At 63.4% G+C, this 18,423-nt stretch carries 21 protein-coding genes and 1 tRNA gene; 9 read left to right on the top strand and 13 right to left on the bottom strand.

All coding sequences use genetic code 11. The features are described 5' to 3' along the window. The 4 genes from ACWIVK_RS07870 to thrS all read left to right on the top strand — a co-directional run. The coding region (locus ACWIVK_RS07870; RefSeq protein ID WP_448576094.1) for an elongation factor G at positions 1-1,108 on the top strand (1,108 nt) is incomplete at its 5' end. A 55-nt stretch (positions 1,109-1,163) separates the two neighbouring features. Then, positions 1,164-1,640: a reverse transcriptase-like protein gene (locus tag ACWIVK_RS07865; protein ID WP_448576093.1), complete on the top strand. Its 477-nt coding sequence runs from the start codon at positions 1,164-1,166 to the stop codon at positions 1,638-1,640. A gap of 58 nt (positions 1,641-1,698) precedes the next feature. Further along, positions 1,699-1,772: transfer RNA gene (locus ACWIVK_RS07860), tRNA-Val, on the top strand. 429 nt (positions 1,773-2,201) lie between these two features. Beyond that, positions 2,202-3,992: a threonine--tRNA ligase gene (gene thrS, locus ACWIVK_RS07855; RefSeq protein ID WP_448576092.1), complete on the top strand. Its 1,791-nt coding sequence runs from the start codon at positions 2,202-2,204 to the stop codon at positions 3,990-3,992. Between the two features lie 21 nt (positions 3,993-4,013). Here thrS and ACWIVK_RS07850 read toward each other — a convergent pair whose 3' ends face one another. The 3 genes from ACWIVK_RS07850 to ACWIVK_RS07840 are packed head-to-tail and all read right to left on the bottom strand — an operon-like array spanning position 4,014 to position 6,677. Next, positions 4,014-4,979 (bottom strand): dipeptidase, encoded by a 966-nt coding sequence (locus ACWIVK_RS07850; RefSeq protein WP_448576091.1) that lies wholly within the window; start codon positions 4,977-4,979, stop codon positions 4,014-4,016. 10 nt (positions 4,980-4,989) lie between these two features. Beyond that, positions 4,990-5,859 (bottom strand): class I SAM-dependent methyltransferase, encoded by an 870-nt coding sequence (locus tag ACWIVK_RS07845; RefSeq protein ID WP_448576090.1) that lies wholly within the window; start codon positions 5,857-5,859, stop codon positions 4,990-4,992. Beyond that, on the bottom strand, positions 5,853-6,677 hold the full coding sequence (locus tag ACWIVK_RS07840; RefSeq protein ID WP_448576089.1) for an HAD-IIA family hydrolase: 825 nt from the start codon (positions 6,675-6,677) through the stop codon (positions 5,853-5,855). Before ACWIVK_RS07840 ends, ACWIVK_RS07845 begins: the two co-directional genes overlap by 7 nt. A 113-nt stretch (positions 6,678-6,790) precedes the next feature. On the opposite strand from ACWIVK_RS07840, the gene ACWIVK_RS07835 reads away from it, so the two are divergent. Beyond that, positions 6,791-8,005, top strand: coding sequence for a M20 family metallopeptidase (locus ACWIVK_RS07835; protein WP_448576088.1), 1,215 nt, complete (start codon positions 6,791-6,793; stop codon positions 8,003-8,005). Here the strand turns inward: ACWIVK_RS07835 and ACWIVK_RS07830 are convergent. The 6 genes from ACWIVK_RS07830 to ACWIVK_RS07805 form a co-directional block, all read right to left on the bottom strand. Next, positions 7,932-8,759 carry an RraA family protein gene (locus ACWIVK_RS07830; protein WP_448576087.1) on the bottom strand — a complete coding sequence of 276 codons (828 nt, stop codon included), beginning with the start codon at positions 8,757-8,759 and terminating at the stop codon, positions 7,932-7,934. The genes ACWIVK_RS07835 and ACWIVK_RS07830 overlap by 74 nt on opposite strands. Next, on the bottom strand, positions 8,756-9,610 hold the full coding sequence (locus ACWIVK_RS07825; RefSeq protein WP_448576086.1) for a DUF4349 domain-containing protein: 855 nt from the start codon (positions 9,608-9,610) through the stop codon (positions 8,756-8,758). Before ACWIVK_RS07825 ends, ACWIVK_RS07830 begins: the two co-directional genes overlap by 4 nt. 466 nt (positions 9,611-10,076) lie before the next feature. Beyond that, a complete protein-coding gene (locus tag ACWIVK_RS07820; RefSeq protein ID WP_448576085.1) occupies positions 10,077-10,289 on the bottom strand; it encodes a hypothetical protein in 213 nt (70 codons plus the stop codon). A 61-nt stretch (positions 10,290-10,350) separates the two neighbouring features. Continuing rightward, entirely contained in the window at positions 10,351-10,521 is a 171-nt protein-coding gene (locus ACWIVK_RS07815; RefSeq protein WP_448576084.1) for a hypothetical protein, read from the bottom strand. Further along, positions 10,518-10,784: an ATP-binding cassette domain-containing protein gene (locus tag ACWIVK_RS07810; RefSeq protein ID WP_448576083.1), complete on the bottom strand. Its 267-nt coding sequence runs from the start codon at positions 10,782-10,784 to the stop codon at positions 10,518-10,520. The genes ACWIVK_RS07815 and ACWIVK_RS07810 overlap by 4 nt, the downstream gene beginning before the upstream one ends. Then, positions 10,741-10,989, bottom strand: coding sequence for a hypothetical protein (locus tag ACWIVK_RS07805; RefSeq protein WP_448576082.1), 249 nt, complete (start codon positions 10,987-10,989; stop codon positions 10,741-10,743). The genes ACWIVK_RS07810 and ACWIVK_RS07805 overlap by 44 nt, the downstream gene beginning before the upstream one ends. A 197-nt stretch (positions 10,990-11,186) precedes the next feature. On the opposite strand from ACWIVK_RS07805, the gene ACWIVK_RS07800 reads away from it, so the two are divergent. After that, positions 11,187-12,029: a DUF6391 domain-containing protein gene (locus ACWIVK_RS07800; protein WP_448576081.1), complete on the top strand. Its 843-nt coding sequence runs from the start codon at positions 11,187-11,189 to the stop codon at positions 12,027-12,029. Between the two features lie 146 nt (positions 12,030-12,175). Next, the gene (gene mnmA, locus ACWIVK_RS07795; RefSeq protein ID WP_448576080.1) at positions 12,176-13,267 is read left to right on the top strand and encodes a tRNA 2-thiouridine(34) synthase MnmA; all 1,092 of its coding nucleotides are present in this window, start codon (positions 12,176-12,178) and stop codon (positions 13,265-13,267) included. On the opposite strand, the gene moaC is transcribed toward mnmA, so the two are convergent. Next, positions 13,255-13,755 carry a cyclic pyranopterin monophosphate synthase MoaC gene (gene moaC, locus ACWIVK_RS07790; protein WP_448576079.1) on the bottom strand — a complete coding sequence of 167 codons (501 nt, stop codon included), beginning with the start codon at positions 13,753-13,755 and terminating at the stop codon, positions 13,255-13,257. The two genes, mnmA and moaC, sit on opposite strands and share 13 nt — an antisense overlap. A 378-nt stretch (positions 13,756-14,133) precedes the next feature. After that, positions 14,134-15,489, bottom strand: a complete 1,356-nt coding sequence (locus tag ACWIVK_RS07785) for an aminotransferase family protein (RefSeq protein WP_448576078.1) — start codon at positions 15,487-15,489, stop codon at positions 14,134-14,136. Between the two features lie 318 nt (positions 15,490-15,807). Between ACWIVK_RS07785 and greA the strand changes: the two genes are divergently transcribed. Both greA and ACWIVK_RS07775 read left to right on the top strand, forming a co-directional pair. Continuing rightward, positions 15,808-16,278 carry a transcription elongation factor GreA gene (greA, locus tag ACWIVK_RS07780; RefSeq protein ID WP_015922034.1) on the top strand — a complete coding sequence of 157 codons (471 nt, stop codon included), beginning with the start codon at positions 15,808-15,810 and terminating at the stop codon, positions 16,276-16,278. Between the two features lie 13 nt (positions 16,279-16,291). Beyond that, entirely contained in the window at positions 16,292-16,771 is a 480-nt protein-coding gene (locus ACWIVK_RS07775) for an aminoacyl-tRNA deacylase (protein ID WP_448576077.1), read from the top strand. 9 nt (positions 16,772-16,780) lie between these two features. Here ACWIVK_RS07775 and ACWIVK_RS07770 read toward each other — a convergent pair whose 3' ends face one another. Further along, a complete protein-coding gene (locus ACWIVK_RS07770; RefSeq protein WP_448576076.1) occupies positions 16,781-17,656 on the bottom strand; it encodes a PfkB family carbohydrate kinase in 876 nt (291 codons plus the stop codon). A gap of 42 nt (positions 17,657-17,698) precedes the next feature. Next, positions 17,699-18,382 carry an RNA-binding cell elongation regulator Jag/EloR gene (jag, locus tag ACWIVK_RS07765; protein ID WP_448576075.1) on the bottom strand — a complete coding sequence of 228 codons (684 nt, stop codon included), beginning with the start codon at positions 18,380-18,382 and terminating at the stop codon, positions 17,699-17,701. Between the last annotated feature and the right edge of the window lie 41 nt (positions 18,383-18,423).

Raw genomic sequence — 18,423 nt, 5'->3', positions numbered from 1 at the left:
CTCCGGCACCATGCGCTCGGACTCCCACGTGCTGGTCGCTTCGCGCGGGGAGACGGAGCGGATCGGCCAACTGTTCATCGTCCGGGGCAAGGAACAGATTCCCATTGGTCAGATCCCGGCCGGTGACATCGGCGCTGTGGCCAAGCTGCAACACGCGCATACCGGGGAGACGCTTTGTGATCCATCTCGGCCGGTGGTGTTGCCCGGTATCCGGTTTCCAGCGCCCGCGTACACAGTGGCCGTCGCGCCCAAGACCAAGAGTGACCTCGACAAGATGGGATCCGCTCTGCAGCGTCTCTTGGAGGAGGATCCGACACTGCACGTGTCACGAGAGCCGCAGACGGGTGAGACGCTCATCGCCGGCCTGGGGGAGTCGCACGTCCAGATCGCGCTGGAGCGCATGTCGCGAAAGTTCGGAGTCAACGTGGAGTTCGGGTTGCCGCGCATCCCGTACCGGGAGACGATCTCGGTACCGGTGCGCCGGGTCGAGTACAAACACAAGAAACAGACCGGTGGTCACGGCCAGTATGGGCACGTCTTCCTCGACCTGGAGCCGTTGCCGGATGCCCACTTCGAGTTTCAAGAGACCATCGTTGGTGGGGTCGTTCCAAAGCAGTTCATCCCAGCGGTGGAGAAGGGTGTCCGGGAGGCGATGGAGGAGGGAGTGCTCGCCGGCTATCCGGTCGTCAACGTCAAGGTGACGCTTGTCGACGGGTCGTACCACTCGGTGGACTCGTCGGAGATGTCGTTCAAGATCGCGGCGGCTCAGGCCTTCAAGAAAGGGGCACTCCAGGCGAAGCCGATCTTACTCGAACCGGTGATGCGGCTGCGGGTCACGGTGCCCGATCAGTTTACCGGTGACGTGATGAGCGATCTAAATGGGAAGCGCGCGCAGGTGCAGGGAATGACGCCTGCAGGAGGCGGAATGACCACGGTCGAAGCGCTGGTGCCCGCTGCCGAGTTGCAACGATATGCGACCGACCTGCGGTCGCTGACTCAGGGCCGCGGTACCTTTACTGTCGAGTTTAGTCATTACCAGCCAGTACCACCACATCTCGCCGAGCAGGTGATCGCTCAGACCAAAGCCCGCCAGACGGCTGCGAGTTGAGCGGGACGAGCGGAAGCGAGGCGCTGACTGGCCGACCTCCCCGGAGCGAGCTCTCGTGTGGAGTCTGGAAAGTGTTGACAATTCGGGTACGTCCACAGTGATGGACACCGGGACAGGGGGTTCCGAGTCGACTGCCGATCTTATCCTGCTCGTCGATGGCGGCTCACAGGGTAATCCGGGTCAAGGCTACGGCAGCTTCCGACTGCGTGACGTCGAGGGCTACGAGCGCACGGTGCAGCTCGAGTTCGGGCAGAAGGTCACGAGCAATCAAGCGGAGTATCAGACGCTGATCGCGGCGCTGGAGGCGGCCCTGGCGCATACCTTCGAGCGGGGCTGGTCGCCGGAGCGGCTCTCGCTGAGTGTCGTCACCGACAGCAAACTCATGGCGGAACAGCTCACCGGGCGCTATCGCGTGCGAAACCCTGAGCTCAGGCGACTGTATGATCGAGCGCGGAAGCTCATCCGCCGCTTCGCGCAGGTCGAGATTGTCTGGCGGCCAAGGGCAGAGATCGTGCGAGTGCTCGGGCACTGAGGTCGCAGTCGACCCTTGCCAGATGTCGGCTCAGCCGCTATACTGGGACTCAGAAGAGGGGCGGTTAGCTCAGCCGGTTAGAGCGCCACGTTGACATCGTGGAGGTCAGTAGTTCGAGTCTACTACCGCCCACCCCGGATCCCTCGCCTACGGCGAGGGGTTCATCATTTTCGGGCACGCTTCCCCTCCGAATTCCTCCGTCATTTCACCTTCGCACCGCCTTCCCCCACATCCGCTCTCGTTGACGATGCTGCCGACGGGGACTACCATTCCAGAAAGAAAAGGCGACGACCGGGACAAGCGGCGGTCACTGGCCTCCAGAGAGGCCGGGCCAGTGGCTGGAAGCCCGGCTAGGTTCCAGTGATCGCGCGCACCGCCCGCGAGCTGGTCCGGCGACGATGCGTAGCCGGTCCCGGAGCCCCCGTTATCGGGCATCCCGAGAGCCGTTGGCTGGAAAGGCCAGCGGAAAGTTGGGTGGAACCGCGTCAGGCTCGGCCTGTCGTCCCGACGGACGGCAGGCCGTTCCGGTTCGTGGACCGCATCACGAGGGAGGAACGAGCGATGAGCGATCTGACCAAGGAGATGGATCTCGCAATCGCACCCGAGAGCGAGCACGAACTCGACCTCGCCCGCATGCGGCACTCCTGCGCTCACGTCATGGCGCAAGCCGTGCTCGAACTCTTTCCGGGCGCCAAGCTGGGTATCGGACCAGCGATCGCTGACGGTTTTTATTACGATTTCGACTTGCCGCGTCCCTTGACGCCCGAAGATCTCGAGCGCATCGAGCGCCGGATGGAAGAGATCAAAGCAGCGGCTTATCCGTTCGTCCGGCGTGTCGTCACTCGGGAGGAAGCCTACGAACTCTTCCGCGATCAACCCTACAAGCTGGAACTGCTCGCTGAGTTCCCACCCGACGAAGTGATCACGACCTACACGCACGACGGCTTCACCGACCTGTGCCGCGGGCCGCACGTGGGGGATACATCGCAGATCGGCTTCTTCAAGTTGTTGCGCGTCTCGGGTGCCTATTGGCGGGGAGACGAACGACGTCCGCAACTGCAACGCATCTACGGAACTTCCTGGCCAACGCGCGAGCAATTGGAAGCCTATCTGCATCGCCTCGAAGAAGCTGAGCGCCGCGACCACCGCCGCCTCGGTCGCGAGCTGGAACTTTTTCACTTCGATCCGACTGCTCCGGGAATGCCATACTGGTTGCCCAAAGGATTGAAGATTTTGAACCTTTTGCTCGATTTCTGGCGGCAGGAGCACGAGAAGCGCGGGTATCAGGAGATCGCGGCACCACTCATCAATGACAAGAGTTTGTGGGAGATTTCCGGGCACTGGGATCACTATCGCGAGAACATGTTCGTCATCCAGCTCGATGAGCACCTTACCTACGGTGTCAAGCCGATGAACTGCCCCAATGCGATGATCGTCTATAACCTGAAGAAGCGTAGCTACCGCGATCTACCCCTCCGACTCTCCGACTGCGACATCCTCCACCGTTACGAGCGCTCCGGCACACTGCACGGCCTTCTCCGCGTGCGCAAGTTCCAGCAAGACGACGCGCATATCTTCGTCACCGAGGACCAGATCGAGGAGGAATTCGCTCGAATTTTGGAAATCGCCCAGCTGTTCTACGGGATCTTCGGTCTTCGCTATACGCTCCGACTCGGTACGCGCCCTGCCGACTTCATGGGCGATCTCGAGACCTGGGACAAAGCAGAAGCAGCGCTGCAACGGATCCTCGATCGCCATGCTGGTCCTGGGAATTATCTCATCGGTGCAGGAGAAGGCGCCTTCTACGGGCCGAAGATCGATATCCTCATGGAGGACGCCCTCGGTCGCCAGTGGCAGACCGGAACCATCCAGCTCGACTTCCAGCTGCCTCGTCGCTTCGGCTGCACGTACACGGACCGCGATGGAACGGAGAAGACCCCGGTCGTCATCCACCGCGTGATTTACGGTTCCCTGGAGCGCTTCATCGGTATCCTGATCGAGCACTTCGCTGGTGCGTTCCCGGTTTGGCTGGCACCCGTCCAGGCGACCATCATCCCGATCGCCGATCGACACCTTCCCTACGCCTATCGGGTCCGCGATCGCCTGCGCGACGCCGGACTCCGCGTCGAGGTGGACGACGGGGACGAGCGGATGCAAGCCAAAATCCGTCGCGCTCAGCTCCAGAAGATCCCCTACATGCTCGTCGTCGGCGATCGTGAGGTGAACGAGGAGAGCCTGGCCGTTCGGTTGCGGACCAACGAGAACATCGGCTCGATGTCGATCGATCGCTTCATCACGATGGTTCAGCGCTTGGCGGCGGAAAAATCGCTCGAACTCGTGACCGAGATCTGAACATCGCCGAGCGATGATGTGCTACGATCGCCACACGGCACGGAATACGCGCAGCCAGTTGTCGCGGCAGATTTTGCGGAGCGCATGCTCGTCGTAGCCGTGCCGTGCCAGCGCCTCGACCAGCCGAGGCAGCTGAGCGGCATCCGCGAGTTCAGCGGGCATTGTGGCACCATCGAAATCCGAGCCGAATCCGACGTGATCGACCCCGACGAGCTGGACGATGTGGTCGATATGCGCGATCACATCGTCCAGCGTCACATCGCTGGGCCGCTCGGCCCCTTCGCGGATGAACCCGACGTGGAAGTTGATCCCCACCAGGCCGCCTTTCTCAGCCAGGGCTCGGATTTGGTCATCGGTCAGATTGCGTTCCACCGCACAGAGAGCGCGACAATTGCTGTGGCTCGCGACCACCGGTCGCGTCGATTCTTGCAGGACGTCCCAGAAGCCAGCATCGTTGAGATGCGAAACATCGATCAAGATTCCCATTTCGTTACAAGCACGCACCAACGCGCGCCCCAGCGTGGTGAGCCCACTGCCGCGGTTCTCTGGACCGACACCCTCGGCGAAGATGTTCGGACGACTCCACGTGAGTCCGAGCGAACGCAAGCCCAGGTCGTAGCTCAGTCGGAGAACCGCGAACTCGGGATCGATCGCCTCTGCACCCTCGAAGTGCAGAATCGCGCCGAAAACGCCTCGATCCAAGCACCGCTCGAGTTGGTCGACGTCGGTCACGATTTCCATCGCACCACGAGAGCGAGCGACCGTCGTTCGTAGGCGATCCACGCCGCGCATCGTTCTCGCCAACGCTTGCGCCGGGAGAAATTCGTTGCGAACGAAGATAGCGCTGAGCATCGCACCCAGGCGGCCACGTTGGGCACGCGGCAGATCGACATGCCCCTCATGACTTTCGACGAGAAAGTCTCGACCGGTCTCGAGGAGAGAGAGCACGAAATCGCTGTGCCCATCGATGATCGGACCCCAGTCCACGCGAACCTCCTCACGGCGCCGCTTTGCGGACCACCTGTGCGTCACCAGCCCGACTGCGCGCCATCATCGTCGGCTTTGCTGCTGTGACGTGCAGCCCAGCAGCAAGAGTACGCCTCCGGCAAAGCAGATCTTCTACCGCCGCGAGCCGCCACGTCAGCAGGAAAACGAGACGACTCAGGAGTCGCACGACCGGAACGGGGAGCCAGCCAGGCGCACCCGCCACGCGCTCCCGCTGCCAATAGTCGATCAGATCGTGCAGCTGACCGACGAGATGAAAACTGTAGCGCAGGAATTGGATTTCGAGACCGATACGACCCAACAAGCGTATGATGTCCAGATCGGAAAAGTGCTGGATATGCCCGACGTGGTCGCGTTTCCAGCGAAGGATCGGCCAACGCTGGCTGGCTCGCAGCCACCAATAGATCGTCGCTGGCTGTGCTTCCAAAGGGACGAACGCATGCAACACACCACCTGGGCGCAAAACACGCGCACACTCGGCGATCATCCTCGCTGGATCCGGTACATGCTCCAATACATCCAGAAACACGACAGCGTCGAAGCTTCCGGAACGGAAGGGAAGACGACAAGCATCGAGGACGACATACGGCCCGTTCGGATCTCGCTCGCGCGCCTCGCGGATCGCCCGGCGACTGAGATCACCGCCGACCACCCAGAGATCCGGCCGCTCCCGGTGAAGCGCCCGCACGTAGCGTCCCGCTCCACAGCCGGGAACCAAGACTCGACCACTTATCCCCGAGAGGGCTTGCAATGCGAACCGCAACCGGAGGGAGCCGAGATGCCACCCGCACGGCGACACGTCGTCCCGGCCTTGAATCGTCCGAGGATCATCGACCCGGTACCGGCCGACCTCTTTCACCATGGAAGGCTCCGTACCGCCGCGAGTAGTTCACGCAAATCGCTCAAAACGAGATCGGGAAGCCATTCGGTCGCGGCGAGATCTTCCCGTGTACTCACTCCCGTGAGCACCAGAGCGGTTCGCGCACCGGCCCGCTTGCCTGCCAGGACATCGGTATCCAATCGATCACCGATGACGAGGAGTTCGCGCGGTGACAGGCCCAGGACGTCGGCAGCACGCAACAACATAGCCGGCTCGGGCTTACCGATCACGAGCGGCGTCCGATCCGTCGCTGCCTGCAGCGCCGCCACGATCGCACCAGAGCCGGGAATCAGTCCCTCCTCGGAAGGAAAGGTACGATCCGCGTTCGTCGCGATCCAGTCTGCACCATCGCGGATCGCCAAGGTGGCGATCTTGAGTTTCTCGTAGGTCAGGGTGAAATCTGCTCCGCTCACCACGACGTCGGCGTCACGCCCAGCCGCGGCAAAGTACCCCGCGCCGAGGATCGCTTGTTCCAATGCCGGCATACCCAAGACATAGACGCGCGTGCCAGGTCGGTAGCGCAGACGCATCCAGTCGCGTGTGGCGATTCCCGACGTCACGATCTGCTCTGCGGCAACGTCCATGCCGAGTCTGGCCAACTTCGCCGCGTACTCTTCCGGTGTCCGCGTCGAGTTGTTCGTCACCATCGCAAAGCCGATACCACGACGCTGGAGTTCGGCGACGAGCTCCACAGCTCCCGGCAAGACATGCTCGCCACGGTACAACACGCCGTCCATATCGAAGGCGATACCGCGGACCCCGGCGAGTACCGCTTCGACCGCAGCCGTTCCACTGTCCATGATTCGCTCGAACCTCGCTCCCATCCGCATCTTGACGCCGTTCTCTCTCTCGCCGAGCATAGCATAGTGTCGATCGTATCTCGCGGAAGTTCGAGTCGGGAGACGAGCGAATCATGAACGATACGCCTTTCGACCCAAAGATTGCCGAGATCGTGTTGAGCAATATCGACCGGGATGAACTCATCGATCTGGCCAGCCGACTCGTGCGTATTCCTACCGTGAACCCGCCTGGCGACGTGCGGGAAGCAGCCGAACTGTGCGCTCGCTTCCTCGAGCGAGCCGGCTTCGCGATCGAGTTCGACGCAGCCGAGCCTACGAAACCGAACCTGATCGCCCGCTACGGTTCCGGAGCCCCGCCGGTCCTGTTGTGGAATTCTCACCTCGACGTCGTTCCCATCGGCGAGGAGACTGCGTGGACCGTACCGCCGTTTGCCGGACTGGTCCGGGATGACAAGTTGTATGGGAGGGGAAGCTGTGATATCAAGGGCGGTGTCGCTGCCCAACTCGCTGCGGCAGCTGCCATCGCCCGCGCGGGAATCGAACTCCGCGGCACGCTCCTCGTCACCGAGGTTGCCGACGAGGAAGTTGGCGGTCAGCTCGGCGCCAAACGCATCGCCGAACGCGATGATCTCCGCCCTGATTACGTGCTCGTCGCCGAGCCGACGGCCAATCGTCTCTGCATCGGCGAGCGCGGGGGCGTTGGTATCCGCGTGACGGTGTTCGGTCGCACGGCGCACGGCGCGCTGCCCTGGGAGGGAGTCAATGCCATCGAGGGCATGGCACGGGTCATCACAGCGTTCCAGCATGAATTGTGGCCGCGCCTCGCTGCACGCCGGCACCCCTACTTCGCTCCCGCATCGGCCACGATCAGCTTGATCCAAGGTGGCGTGAAGACGAACGTCGTTCCGGACCGCTGCTCGATCTACATCGATCGCCGCTTGATTCCCGGCGAGCAGCCTGAGGATGCGGTCGCTGAGGTGCGCGAAGTCGCTCTGCGCGCACTCGAGGGAATCCCCGGACTCCGTGTCGTCGTCGAAGCAGCCCCCGAGTGGCCTGGCCGCCCAGCGATCCTCCAGCCGGAAGACTCGCCTCTCGTCCGCACGATGACCGCCATCAATGCCTATCTCGGACTCGATACGACGCTGACCGGTTTCAGCATGGGGACGGATGGCCGCTTCTTCGCTGCCCGAGGTTATCCCACGCTCATCTATGGGCCAGGCGATCCGCGTCTCGCGCACCAGCCAGACGAGTGGGTCAGTCTGGACGAACTTGTCGACTGCGCACGCGCCTACGCACTCGCTGCAGTGGCTCTTCTGACCAGACCGTGAGTTTCAGGCGCGTTCGCGTGGGCTCCACCACTCGACGGGTCGCCTCGTCCGGCAGGTAGCTTCCCCAAAGCGGTATACCATCGCGGATACGCTGGAGCAGAAAGGTCTCGAGCGTCTCTCGCTCGGCTGCCGCGAGCGCCACCTCTGCCACGAGCTGACGCGGCACGACGACTGCACCCTCCTCATCCTCCACGATCTTGTCAACTGGAAGCTCCGTCGTGCGCGTGCACGGGATCGGCACCTCGTCGGTGATCGGGACATGCGAGCTCGGGGAAAGTCTCGCCTGCTGACCGTGCGCCTCGGCGAACTCTCCTGGTGCGCCCAGCCCCGGTGTATCGCGGAAAGCACCATCAGTCACCATGCCGAAACCACCACGAGCCAGCACGCGAGCGGCGAGCATGTCTCCCGACACACCCGCACCGGTCTCTCCGCGTGCCTCGATGACCAGCACATCCCCTGGTTCGATCGATTCGATTTCCACACGCTGGGGATTGCGTCGCGGGTCTCGCTCCAGTCCCGCTAGGCGGATCGTCTCGGGCTGGAAGGTACCTGAGCGTCCGAGCCCGTCCGACGACGCGCGTGTCCGGCCGTCCGGCCGCAGTGGCCGGACCTCGTAGAGATACTGGTTACGGAAACCACGCCGAGCGAGTTTCGTCCAGATGGCCGCTGTGCTGACCTGCTGCAAGAGCTCGACAACATCTGCAGTGCGTGCTGCCTGTCCGCCATCCGACCAGATCAGCCTGCTCTCCTTCATTCGGGTGCAACCGTTCTGCATCTGGCCGCTCGCCCGCGCCAGAAGACGAGGAGACCCAGAAAAGCGACGATCAGGATGCCCCAGATCCACCACAACGCCACACTGATCCAGACCGTCGCCCGGAGGACCGTGCGCAAGAGTGCCAGTGACGTCTCCCAGGCATGTTGGGCCGTCTGACCGAGGCTTGGCTCAGTCGCTTCCGTGGTCGGTACCAAGCGAATACGAACCACCGCATAGATCGTTCGCCGCTCCAGAGAGCGCGCCCGCTCGGCGAGCTGCTCGAGCTCGGTACGGACCCGAGCGAGTTCCTGCTCGACACGCAACACCTCATCGATCGTTTCGGCTCGGTTCAGAAGGTCGAGCATGCGCTGCTCGGTCGCCTCCAATGCGCGTCGCCGGGCAGCGAGATCGATCGTCTCTTCGGTCACGTCGCGCGAGAGGAGACGCTGGCTCGCCACTCGTTCGACCCCGGCCACTGCAGCGAGCTCGGACAGAAAGGCCTGCAATCGTTGCTCTGGTACGAGTACGGTCAAAGAGGCCCACTGAGGTGAACCGGGCGCGCGCAGGTCGCTGATGTCAGCCTCCGCCACGTACCCACCGTAGTCGCCTATCTTCTGCTGAATTTCGGCCGCAGCGCGACGATAATCCCCGCACGCCAGCATGACCTCCGCTTCCCGCACGACGAAGCGGCCAAGCACACTGCCGTTGTCGACAGCACGTTCGCCGCGCGCGCTGCCCCCGCCCGAGGGCTCGGGCGGAACCGCCGTCGCGACGTCCGGGGATGGTCGACCAGTTCGCGTACAAGCAGAAATGACCAGGACGAGCAGCGTCAGCACGAGTAACCAACGCATCGGCGTACCCCTTTCACTCTTCTGACGCCGGAACGCTGCTCGCGGTTCCCACAACAGCAGCGTCATCCGGACAACGGGAATCGAAGTCGCCCGCACGTTTCCCTGCGCAATGCGCTGGCGCACCCGCGAAAGCGAACAGGAGCCGATGACCGTTCGGGCGGAGCCACGTCTTGCCCACTGAGCAGTCGAGCCCGCGCCACCGCTTGTCCAAAGACCGTCAACCAGAGAAGCGGTTGCAAGGCACGGCTCACGACCTCCCAAGGATCATGGCGGAGCTTCCGTGCTTCCACGCTTCCACCTCGGCCACGACGAGCGTGGCACTGGCGAAGGACACCAAAGAATCCCGACGCGGCAAAGGCCGGATCGCCGCGGCGAGGCGTTCGCTGAAATCGGTCGAAAGGCAGGAGAGGCCGGCGGAGCGGTCTCGTATCCCTGAACGCTCCTCCCGACTCGAGAACGTCACCGGTCAATGCCGTAAAGACATCGTCCCAAGTCGTCGCCCTGGGACAGCCTGCTCGAGTTCGGCAGGCGTACCGCAGGCGACGACACGACCGCGGTTCGTGCTGGCCACACGACCCGCGTAGGATTCAGCTTCTTCCATGTGATGCGTCGTGAAGATGAGAGCCGTCCCGTCCCGCCGACGCAAGGCGAACAGCGCGTCCCAACCCGAGCGGCGCACGCAGTCGGACCCCGACCGTCGGCTCGTCGTGGACGAGAAGCAGCGGGCGATGCAGGATCCCCTAAGCGACTTCCCTACGTCGCACCATCTCCTCCAAATACGTCCGAACCGGGCGTTCAGCCGTTTCCTCCAGATCGACCAGACGCAAAACCTCGTCGATGACGCGCTCCCGCTCGCGCCGCGGCATGCGGCGAAGCGTGCTCTCGACGAGGAGATCCTGGTATTCCGTCAATGTGGGATCCGCTGAGCACGGCGACGGGACAGAGCCGACGATTCGACGAACAGGATCAAAAAGCGGGCCGCACCACAGCGAGCCACCCGGACAGTTTTGCTCGTCGGCGGGAGCAGCGTCAGCAAAATGCGGATCGTCGTCTTGCCTGCACCACTCGGGCCGAGCAGGGTGAACGCTTCCCCCGGCTCGATGGTGGAACTCGCCTCTTCGGCGACGATGCTACCGAACCGCTCGACGAGCTTCTCGACTTCGCCGCGGGCCATCAGCTTCCACGTTCGCCTGTTCAGCAGCCGCAAGCAAGCGAGCGAGCAAGGGATACAGTGTCGCCAACTCATCAGGGCTGAGCGTTTCGAGCAGCCGGACGAAAAAGGGACGCCGCGGTGCCTGCCATGCGCCCAACCGCTCGCGGCCCTCGCTCGTCGCGGCGACGACCACTCGCTCTTGGCCATCTACCACCTTGCGCTGCACGAAACCGGCTCGCCCGAGGCGCTCGCAGCCGACAGTGGACGAGCCAACCGTGATGCCCGCCCAACTCACCGATGCGTGACGGTCCACGCAACGAGAGTCGCTCGAGCGAGCCGAACTACTCCGGAGTCAGCTCACCTTTCTCCACAGGATGAGTCCGGGGTCGCAGGTGATGGGCGAGTTCGAGTAAAAGATCGGCTATGTCTTCGGCTGTCACCTCGATAGTCGATCCGTGCGCTTATCGAACATTTTACCCTACTGAGAAGACGCCGATTCCCTATGGCATACTGGTCTCGAATGACGAACCGGACACTCCGGGGGATCTCGTGCTCGTGCTGTTCACCGCTGCTCTCGTGCTCGTGCTCGCACTTCTGGCGGCCACGGTGCTCGTCGGGCTGACCGTGAGCTCGCTCGTCACCTTGCTGACAGCACCAGGGCAACTCGCTCGCCTCGTACGCGATCGGCAGTTGCGGCGCAACCATGCCCTGGAACACGCGACGATCAACGTGATCGAGGAGCGGTATGGGCCGAGTCAGCTGGCTGGGGTAGCGCGGCCGGACGGCTTCCTCATTTTCGGACCGATCTCTCCGTCACTCGCCCTGGAAGCAGCCGAGGAAGGGCTACGGCGGATGCAAGCGGGGGAGCATCGCCTCGCCATTCATCCACGCTGCGGGACCACGCTCGTCGCCAGCCAACTCGTCTTGGCGATTACCTTCCTCGCGACACTGCTCCTTCTCCGCCAACTTTCTTTGCTTCCCTTTCTGCTCGGACTCGCTGCTGCCTTGCTGCTCGGTCCGCGACTGAGTCCACTATTGCAGCGCTGGATCACGACCGATGCGCGTGTCGAGGGCATGCGGATCGAAGGTCTGCGACCCCATCTCGTCCCGCTCCGCTTGCCGTGGTCCAGCGTGATGGTTCCAGTACCTGGTGCATTGCTGGTCCGCACCAGTTGGAGCGATGAACCGTCGAGCGGCGGATCAGTGACCATCCTCACTCGCGACGCTCGGCGCGTCGAAGCTGGTCGGTACTGGATCGATGAATGACCGACCGAGCAAAACATCTTCTGCGTACGGTTCAACTATCGGCTAGCTCCTCGACGCATGAATGTTCGATCGGACATTGGCACAGGAGCGAGTTGCTATGCTACGATTTTGTGGTTATGCGATGGATGAGTGGTGTCGGAACGACGATGGCTGAGCGAGTATTGGTTGCCCTCTCTGGGGGCGTCGACAGTGCGGTGACCGCCTACTTACTGAAGCAGGCCGGCTGGGAGCCGGTCGGGATCCATTTGCGTCTCTTCGACGCGGCGCCTGGTCTCGACGGTGGGTGCTGCGGCGATGTCGCCGCTGCCGACGCTCGAGCGGTAGCTGCCCAACTCGGTATTCCCTTCTATGTGCGGGACCTGCGACCGGAATTCGAACAGGAGGTCGTCGCACCGACCGTCGAAGAGTACGCTCGGGCTCGAACCCCGAATCCCTGCGTCTTCTGCAACCATCGTGTCCGCATTCCCGCGCTGCTCGACTTGGCCGAAGCGCTCGGTATCAGGTTCGTCGCTACCGGCCATTACGTACGCAAGGTCGCGACGCCGCGTGGCTGGCGTGTGGCCGAGGCTCGCGATGCCCAGCGCGACCAGTCGTACGTCCTTTACCGCTTGACGGCCGACCAACTGGAACGGTTGCTGTTCCCGCTCGGCGAGTACGACAAGCCGACCGTCCGCGCCATTGCCCAGGAGGCCGGATTGTTCGTGGCACAGAAGCCCTCCTCGGTCGATCTCTGCTTCGCCAAGACGTATGGGGGGATCGGCCGCCTCGTTACCCAGCGACGACCGGAAACGAGCCGGCCCGGCCCGCTCCTCGACGAGCGAGGCGAGGTCGTCGGTGCCCATCCGGGCATCGCGTTCGTCACGATCGGCCAGCGGCGAGGGCTCGAGTGGACACGTCCCACGCCGGAGCGACGCTATGTCGCTGAGATCGATCCGGCAACCGCGGTGGTTCGCGTCGCTCCGCGCGAGCGTATCTTGACCCGTGCCGTTCGCCTCGCCGATCCCGTGTGGCACGAGCCAGTGCTGACCGCTGATGCGCGCTTGCGTTACCAGGGGCCGCGCATTCCCGCACGTATCGAGGAAGACTGGGTCATCTTCGACGAGCCTGCACCTCCGCTCGCGCCCGGCCAGTCAGTCGTCCTCTACGTCGACGACCGGGTCGTCGGTGGTGGCATCGCCGAGGACGTCGTGCGAACCGAGCGGGAGAGCGCGACCCCCGTTTTCGCTCAGCGCGCCTGACCTGCCTCGTCGTCCTCGCGTCGCCAGGTCCCGCTCCGTCCTCCAGCTTTCTCGACCAGCTGAAGGCGGTCGATCGTCATGCCCCGATCCACCGCCTTCAACATGTCGTAGACCGTGAGCGCCGTGACGGCGACCGCGGTCAGCGCCTCCATCTCGACACCGGTTCGACTCACGGTTTCGACTCGTGCCTCGATCTCCAGGCACGAGCCCTGCTCGTTCGTCCGCAAGTCGACTTCGACTTTCGTCAACGGAAGCGGATGGCAGAGCGGAATCAACTCCGCGGTGCGCTTGGCCGCCATGATGCCGGCCACTCGAGCGACAGCGAGCACGTCACCTTTGGCGGCCTGTCCCTCGCGGACGAGCTGAAGCGTTTCCGGACGCATCGTGACGCGGCCCCGAGCCACGGCCACGCGATGCGTCTCCGGCTTCTCCGCGACGTCCACCATGCGGGCCTGTCCGCGTTCGTCGAGGTGGGTCAGTTCGGACATCACTGACCTCCTTGTGCGTGTCGGATGAGTAACGACCCTCGCCACCGAGACCACTCAGGCTAGCCGAGCTCTCTCCCCAGCTGACCGTGCCGACCTTCAACATCACGAGCAGCGGATCGAGGACGCGAACCCAGAACTCGCCATCGACACCGTCGACACCCCTGATCCAAGTCGAGAAGCGCTCCGGCGACCCGTCGTTCTCCGGCCACCGATAGTTATCCCCATCGCTGCTTCAGCCGAACGTCGCGTCACTGGCGAGCGAGACCGTTGGGATGGACGGTACCGCCGCAAGCGTAACGCAGAGCACCAAAGCCGTCACGGCCTTTTCGCCGACCCAGGCTCGACGCGAGACAACACCGCACGAAGCGTCAACGACAGTCACTCGAGCACGTCGCTCAGGGCTGCCGCGACTCCTTCGATGAGGACGTCACACTCGGCTCGCGAAATGGTCAGCGGCGGTGCCATCACGATCCCGTCCGGCGTACAGCGGACGATGATCCCACGACGGCGCGTCGCCGCCTCCAGTTTCGGCCCCAGCTTGAACTCGGGTGGGAATTTTTCCTTGCTCGCCTTGTCCCGAACGACCTCGACGAGCAGCATGAGACCCTTGCCGCGAACCTCACCCACGTACGGTCGCTCCTCCAGCCGCTTGAGCTCCTGGAGCAGGTATGCACCGGACACCGCGGCATTCTCCCACAGTCTTTCAGCCAGAAGAATGTCGAGATTGCGCAGCGCGACCGCGCACGCGACTGGATGCCCAGAATAGGTGAAGCCGTGCATGAAGACACGGTCAGCACTCGCCAAAGTTTCAGCGATCTCATCGCTGACGCCGACGCCGCCGAGTGGCACATAGCCGGACGTGATTCCCTTGGCGAACGTCACGATATCCGGCTGGATCCCATATTGCTGCATACCGAACAGCGTGCCGGTCCGCCCGAACCCGGTAATCACCTCGTCCACGATCAGGAGAATTCCGTATTTCCGCAGTACCGCAGCGATGGCCGGCCAATACCCGTCAGGTGGAACGACGACACCGCCGGCTCCCTGGACCGGCTCACCGATGAACGCTGCGATCGTCTCCGGTCCCTCTCGCTCGATCGTCTCTTCCAATTCCTGAACCAAGCGAGCGACGAACTCCTCATCGGTGAGCCCTTCCCCGAAACGGTACTTGTACGGTGCGGTGAGGTGGATGAACCCAGGTGGGCGCGGTCCGAACCCTTCCCAGTACGAGGGCACGCCGGTCGCTGACAACGCCCCCATGGCGATGCCGTGGTAGGCCATCCGGCGCGACAGGATCTTCACCCGCTCAGGCTGTCCCTTGAGCCACCAGTAATACCGAGCGATCTTGATCGCGGTCTCGTTCGACTCGGCACCGCCCGACGTGAACTGGAAATGATCGAGCGGTCCCGGAAAGAGCTCGGCCAATCGCGCCGCCAGCTCGATCGTCGGCGGGCTCGCGAGCCCGAAGAACGTCGGCACGAAAGCGACCCGCTCCATCTGCTCGCGAGCCGCTTCTGCCAACTCGCGCCGACCATGCCCGATATTCACGTTCCATAATCCCGCGAATCCATCAAGGTAACGCTTCCCATTGGCATCCCAGACCCAAACCCCCTCGCCACGAACGAGGACGAGCGGTCCCTCCCGCCGGAGCTGGTACAGATTGCTCAATGGGTGAAGATGGTGTGCGATATCCTTGGCGACCAGCTCCGCGGCGTTCCAGGTCTCGACTTGCATCGTATTGCCCTCCTCGCCTCCAGCGCGAACCCTCACCATTGTTCTCGAGTCGAGCACTCGGTGTCCAATACAGAGTGCACCGTTCCCACTTTCCCCGGAAAGTAGACCACAGCGCACCCGAGGACCTGGTGCAACGTGGCCAGGCAGAGAGGAAGCGTACCCAGCGTCTCGTCGTTGACCGAGCGACCGCGTCGAACCGGCGCCACGGCGGCTTGGCCAATCAGACGAGACGACGCTATCATTACCGTCCGCGTCCGATACGGAAAGGGTCGCTCATCGAGTAGCCAGAGAACGAGTCCGGTAGGAGGTCGAACGAGCATGGCGCGCGAACGAATCCCGATCACGCGAGAAGGTCTGGAAGCACTCCGTCAGGAGTACGAGTACTTGGTGAAGCATCGGCGACCAGAGATCGCACGCGTCATTCAAGAAGCACGCGAACACGGTGACATCCGCGAGAACGCGGCCTACGACGCTGCCAAGCATGATCAGGCCTTCATCGAGGGGCGCATTCGCGAGATCGAGGAACTCCTCAAGCGTGTCGAGCTGATCGAGCAACCGACCGACGGTGACCGCTCCGTCGTCCGGGTCGGCTCGACCGTCACGATCGAGATCGACGGTGAAATCGAGACGTACACGATCGTCGGTGCGATCGAAGCGAAGCCCTCAGCTGGACGCATATCCAACGAGTCACCGGTCGGTCGTGCGTTGCTCGGCCACCGCGCGGGAGAGATCGTGCCGATCGAGACACCGAACGGCACGCTCATGGCGCGGATCATCGAGGTCCAGTAAGGGTTCATCTCTCGTGTCTGCCCGCACGCCAGAAGACCTCGCCGCGTTTCTGTCCCGCCGAGCAGCGCGAGCACGCCTCCTTCCTGCTGATCAGCCGACGCGCACAGTGGAGGAGGCGGCTCGCGCGCTGGGTGTTGCTCGACACCAGATCATCAAGTCGTTACTTTTTTGCACAGCGGACGGGACATGCGTGCTCGCGATCGTGCGCGGTGATCAGCGAGTCGATCCCGAGCGATTGCGGGCGGCCTGTGGGGGTACGCCTCTGAAGCTCGCGCCAGCCAGTCAGGTCCTGGCGGTGACCGGCTTCCCGGCTGGTGCGACACCGCCGGTCGGGCACGCAGTTCCCCTCCGTGTTCTGGTCGATCCCGCTGTTCTTGCCGAGCCGCTCGTCTACGGGGGTGGCGGTGACGAGCGAACCATGCTGGAGATCAGCCCCGACGAGATCGTGCGCCTGACCGGGGCACTCGTCGCCGCGATCGCTCGGTCCACCTGAGCAGCACACTCACCGCCGTCGCTCACCGAGTCGTTCCAGAAAGCGCTCGACCTCGTCGCGGGTGGGAACCGCATCCGGTCCGATGCCGCGAATGCGCAGCGCTGCCGCCGCGGCAGCCATTTTCGCTGCCCACAAAGTTCCTTCGTGCTGTGCCCGCAGCAGAAACAGGACGGCAGCGAATACGTCACCCGCTCCCACGTCGTCGCGCACCGGCACCGAATAAGCGGGGATATCGTACGTCCGGCCTCGATCGATCACGGTCGCCCCATCGGGTCCTCGGGTGATCGCGACCACGCCGCGTTGAGCGACGGCTTCGATCTCGTCACGAGCCAGCGTATGCTCGAGCGTGCTGAGAACGAGTCCGTCCACGCGAGTGGTCACTTCCAGTGGGAGCCGCAACGGAATCAAGCGAACTCGTCCACCGCCTCGCGGCCACTGCCGCATCCACCCCTGCGGCGTTGCCCCGAGGAATTCGGGGTTGAGCCGGCTCGCTTGCCGAGGGTCGATCTCCTGCGCCACCGGCGCTAGATGAATGATCGGTGCGGAGCGCCAGGCCGGTGGCAGCCCACTCAAGTCGATCGCACCCGCCCACGAGTGGACGACCTGCTCGCGACGCCCCGCCACAGTGCGGTTGGTAAAGACGGTCGGCGCAGACGCCTCTTGCACGATCATCGCCACCTCGCGCGAATACCGCGCCAGCGCCTCTCGGATGTCGGCACCGAACGTCTCATAGTTTCCGCGCGTCAGGATGGCGGCTTCCAGCCCGAAACGAGCGGCCGTCAACGCTGCATAGAGGGCCGTACCACCGAGCCGTGGTGTACCGGTGTCCGGATCGAGATCGACCGTCACGTGACCGATGGCGAGATAGTGAGGCGCGCGCTGCACACCCAAAAGAGGACACCCTTTCGAAGGCCTGCGGGACGATACTCAACGACGCGGGTAGACAGTAACGCGGCGCTGTTCCCCTTCGCCGCTACTGCGCGTTTCGACGTCCGGATTGTCACGAAGTGCGACGTGGATGACCCGACGTTCGTTGGCTGGCATCGGTTCCAGGGTCACCGGCTGTCTCGTGCGAGCGACCTGGCGTGCGACACGGTGGGCGAGCGCGATCAGCGACTCTTCTCGCCGACTCCGGTAGCCCTCCACATCGATGATGACGCGCGTCCACGACGGCAGCCGCCGGTTCACCAGCACGTTCACCAGGTACTGAAACTGAGCCAAATGTTCTCCCCGCTTACCGATCAACATGCCAGCATGGGGACCATGGATATCGATGAACACCGTCGGTGGATCATCCGGACCGAGCTCGATGATCGACGGATTGTCTACCGCGAGCACGGTGCACGAAAATCCCATAGCTTGAAGCAACTCGCGCACGACTTGCTTGACGATCGCTTCCGTCTGGGGATCCGGCCGTCGCACCAGTCCGCGTGGTACTTCGCCACTCCCCAGCGGTGTGACCCGCACCAAGGCCTCACCGCCGTAGGGCACGTTATCCACCAGGATCTCGACATGTACTCGCTCGCGTGGGAGACCCAACTGCTCGAGGGCGAGTCGGACTGCCTCATCGACCGATCGAGCCTGGATCTCGACAGCTCGCTTTTCTGCCATCATCTCGCTCCTGCCCCATCACACCCGGGTGAAGGAGCGGC

This window comes from Thermomicrobium sp. (genome assembly GCF_053493975.1).
The sequence above is the reverse complement of the archived record's forward strand: the minus strand, read 5'-3'. Positions and strand labels throughout refer to the sequence as shown.

Bases quoted from the DNA above. Each gene is read 5' to 3' on its own strand.
- ACWIVK_RS07785 (WP_448576078.1), bottom strand. From the start codon at position 15,489: ATGCAAGTCGAGACCTGGAACGCCGCGGAGCTGGTCGCCAAGGATATC.
- ACWIVK_RS07830 (WP_448576087.1), bottom strand. From the start codon at position 8,759: ATGAAGGAGAGCAGGCTGATCTGGTCGGATGGCGGACAGGCAGCACGC.
- moaC (WP_448576079.1), bottom strand. From the start codon at position 13,755: ATGTCCGAACTGACCCACCTCGACGAACGCGGACAGGCCCGCATGGTG.
- greA (WP_015922034.1), top strand. From the start codon at position 15,808: ATGGCGCGCGAACGAATCCCGATCACGCGAGAAGGTCTGGAAGCACTC.
- ACWIVK_RS07825 (WP_448576086.1), bottom strand. From the start codon at position 9,610: ATGCGTTGGTTACTCGTGCTGACGCTGCTCGTCCTGGTCATTTCTGCT.
- ACWIVK_RS07845 (WP_448576090.1), bottom strand. From the start codon at position 5,859: ATGGTGAAAGAGGTCGGCCGGTACCGGGTCGATGATCCTCGGACGATT.
- mnmA (WP_448576080.1), top strand. From the start codon at position 12,176: ATGGCTGAGCGAGTATTGGTTGCCCTCTCTGGGGGCGTCGACAGTGCG.
- ACWIVK_RS07800 (WP_448576081.1), top strand. From the start codon at position 11,187: ATGTCTTCGGCTGTCACCTCGATAGTCGATCCGTGCGCTTATCGAACA.
- ACWIVK_RS07835 (WP_448576088.1), top strand. From the start codon at position 6,791: ATGAACGATACGCCTTTCGACCCAAAGATTGCCGAGATCGTGTTGAGC.
- jag (WP_448576075.1), bottom strand. From the start codon at position 18,382: ATGGCAGAAAAGCGAGCTGTCGAGATCCAGGCTCGATCGGTCGATGAG.
- ACWIVK_RS07810 (WP_448576083.1), bottom strand. From the start codon at position 10,784: ATGGCCCGCGGCGAAGTCGAGAAGCTCGTCGAGCGGTTCGGTAGCATC.
- thrS (WP_448576092.1), top strand. From the start codon at position 2,202: ATGAGCGATCTGACCAAGGAGATGGATCTCGCAATCGCACCCGAGAGC.
- ACWIVK_RS07840 (WP_448576089.1), bottom strand. From the start codon at position 6,677: ATGGACAGTGGAACGGCTGCGGTCGAAGCGGTACTCGCCGGGGTCCGC.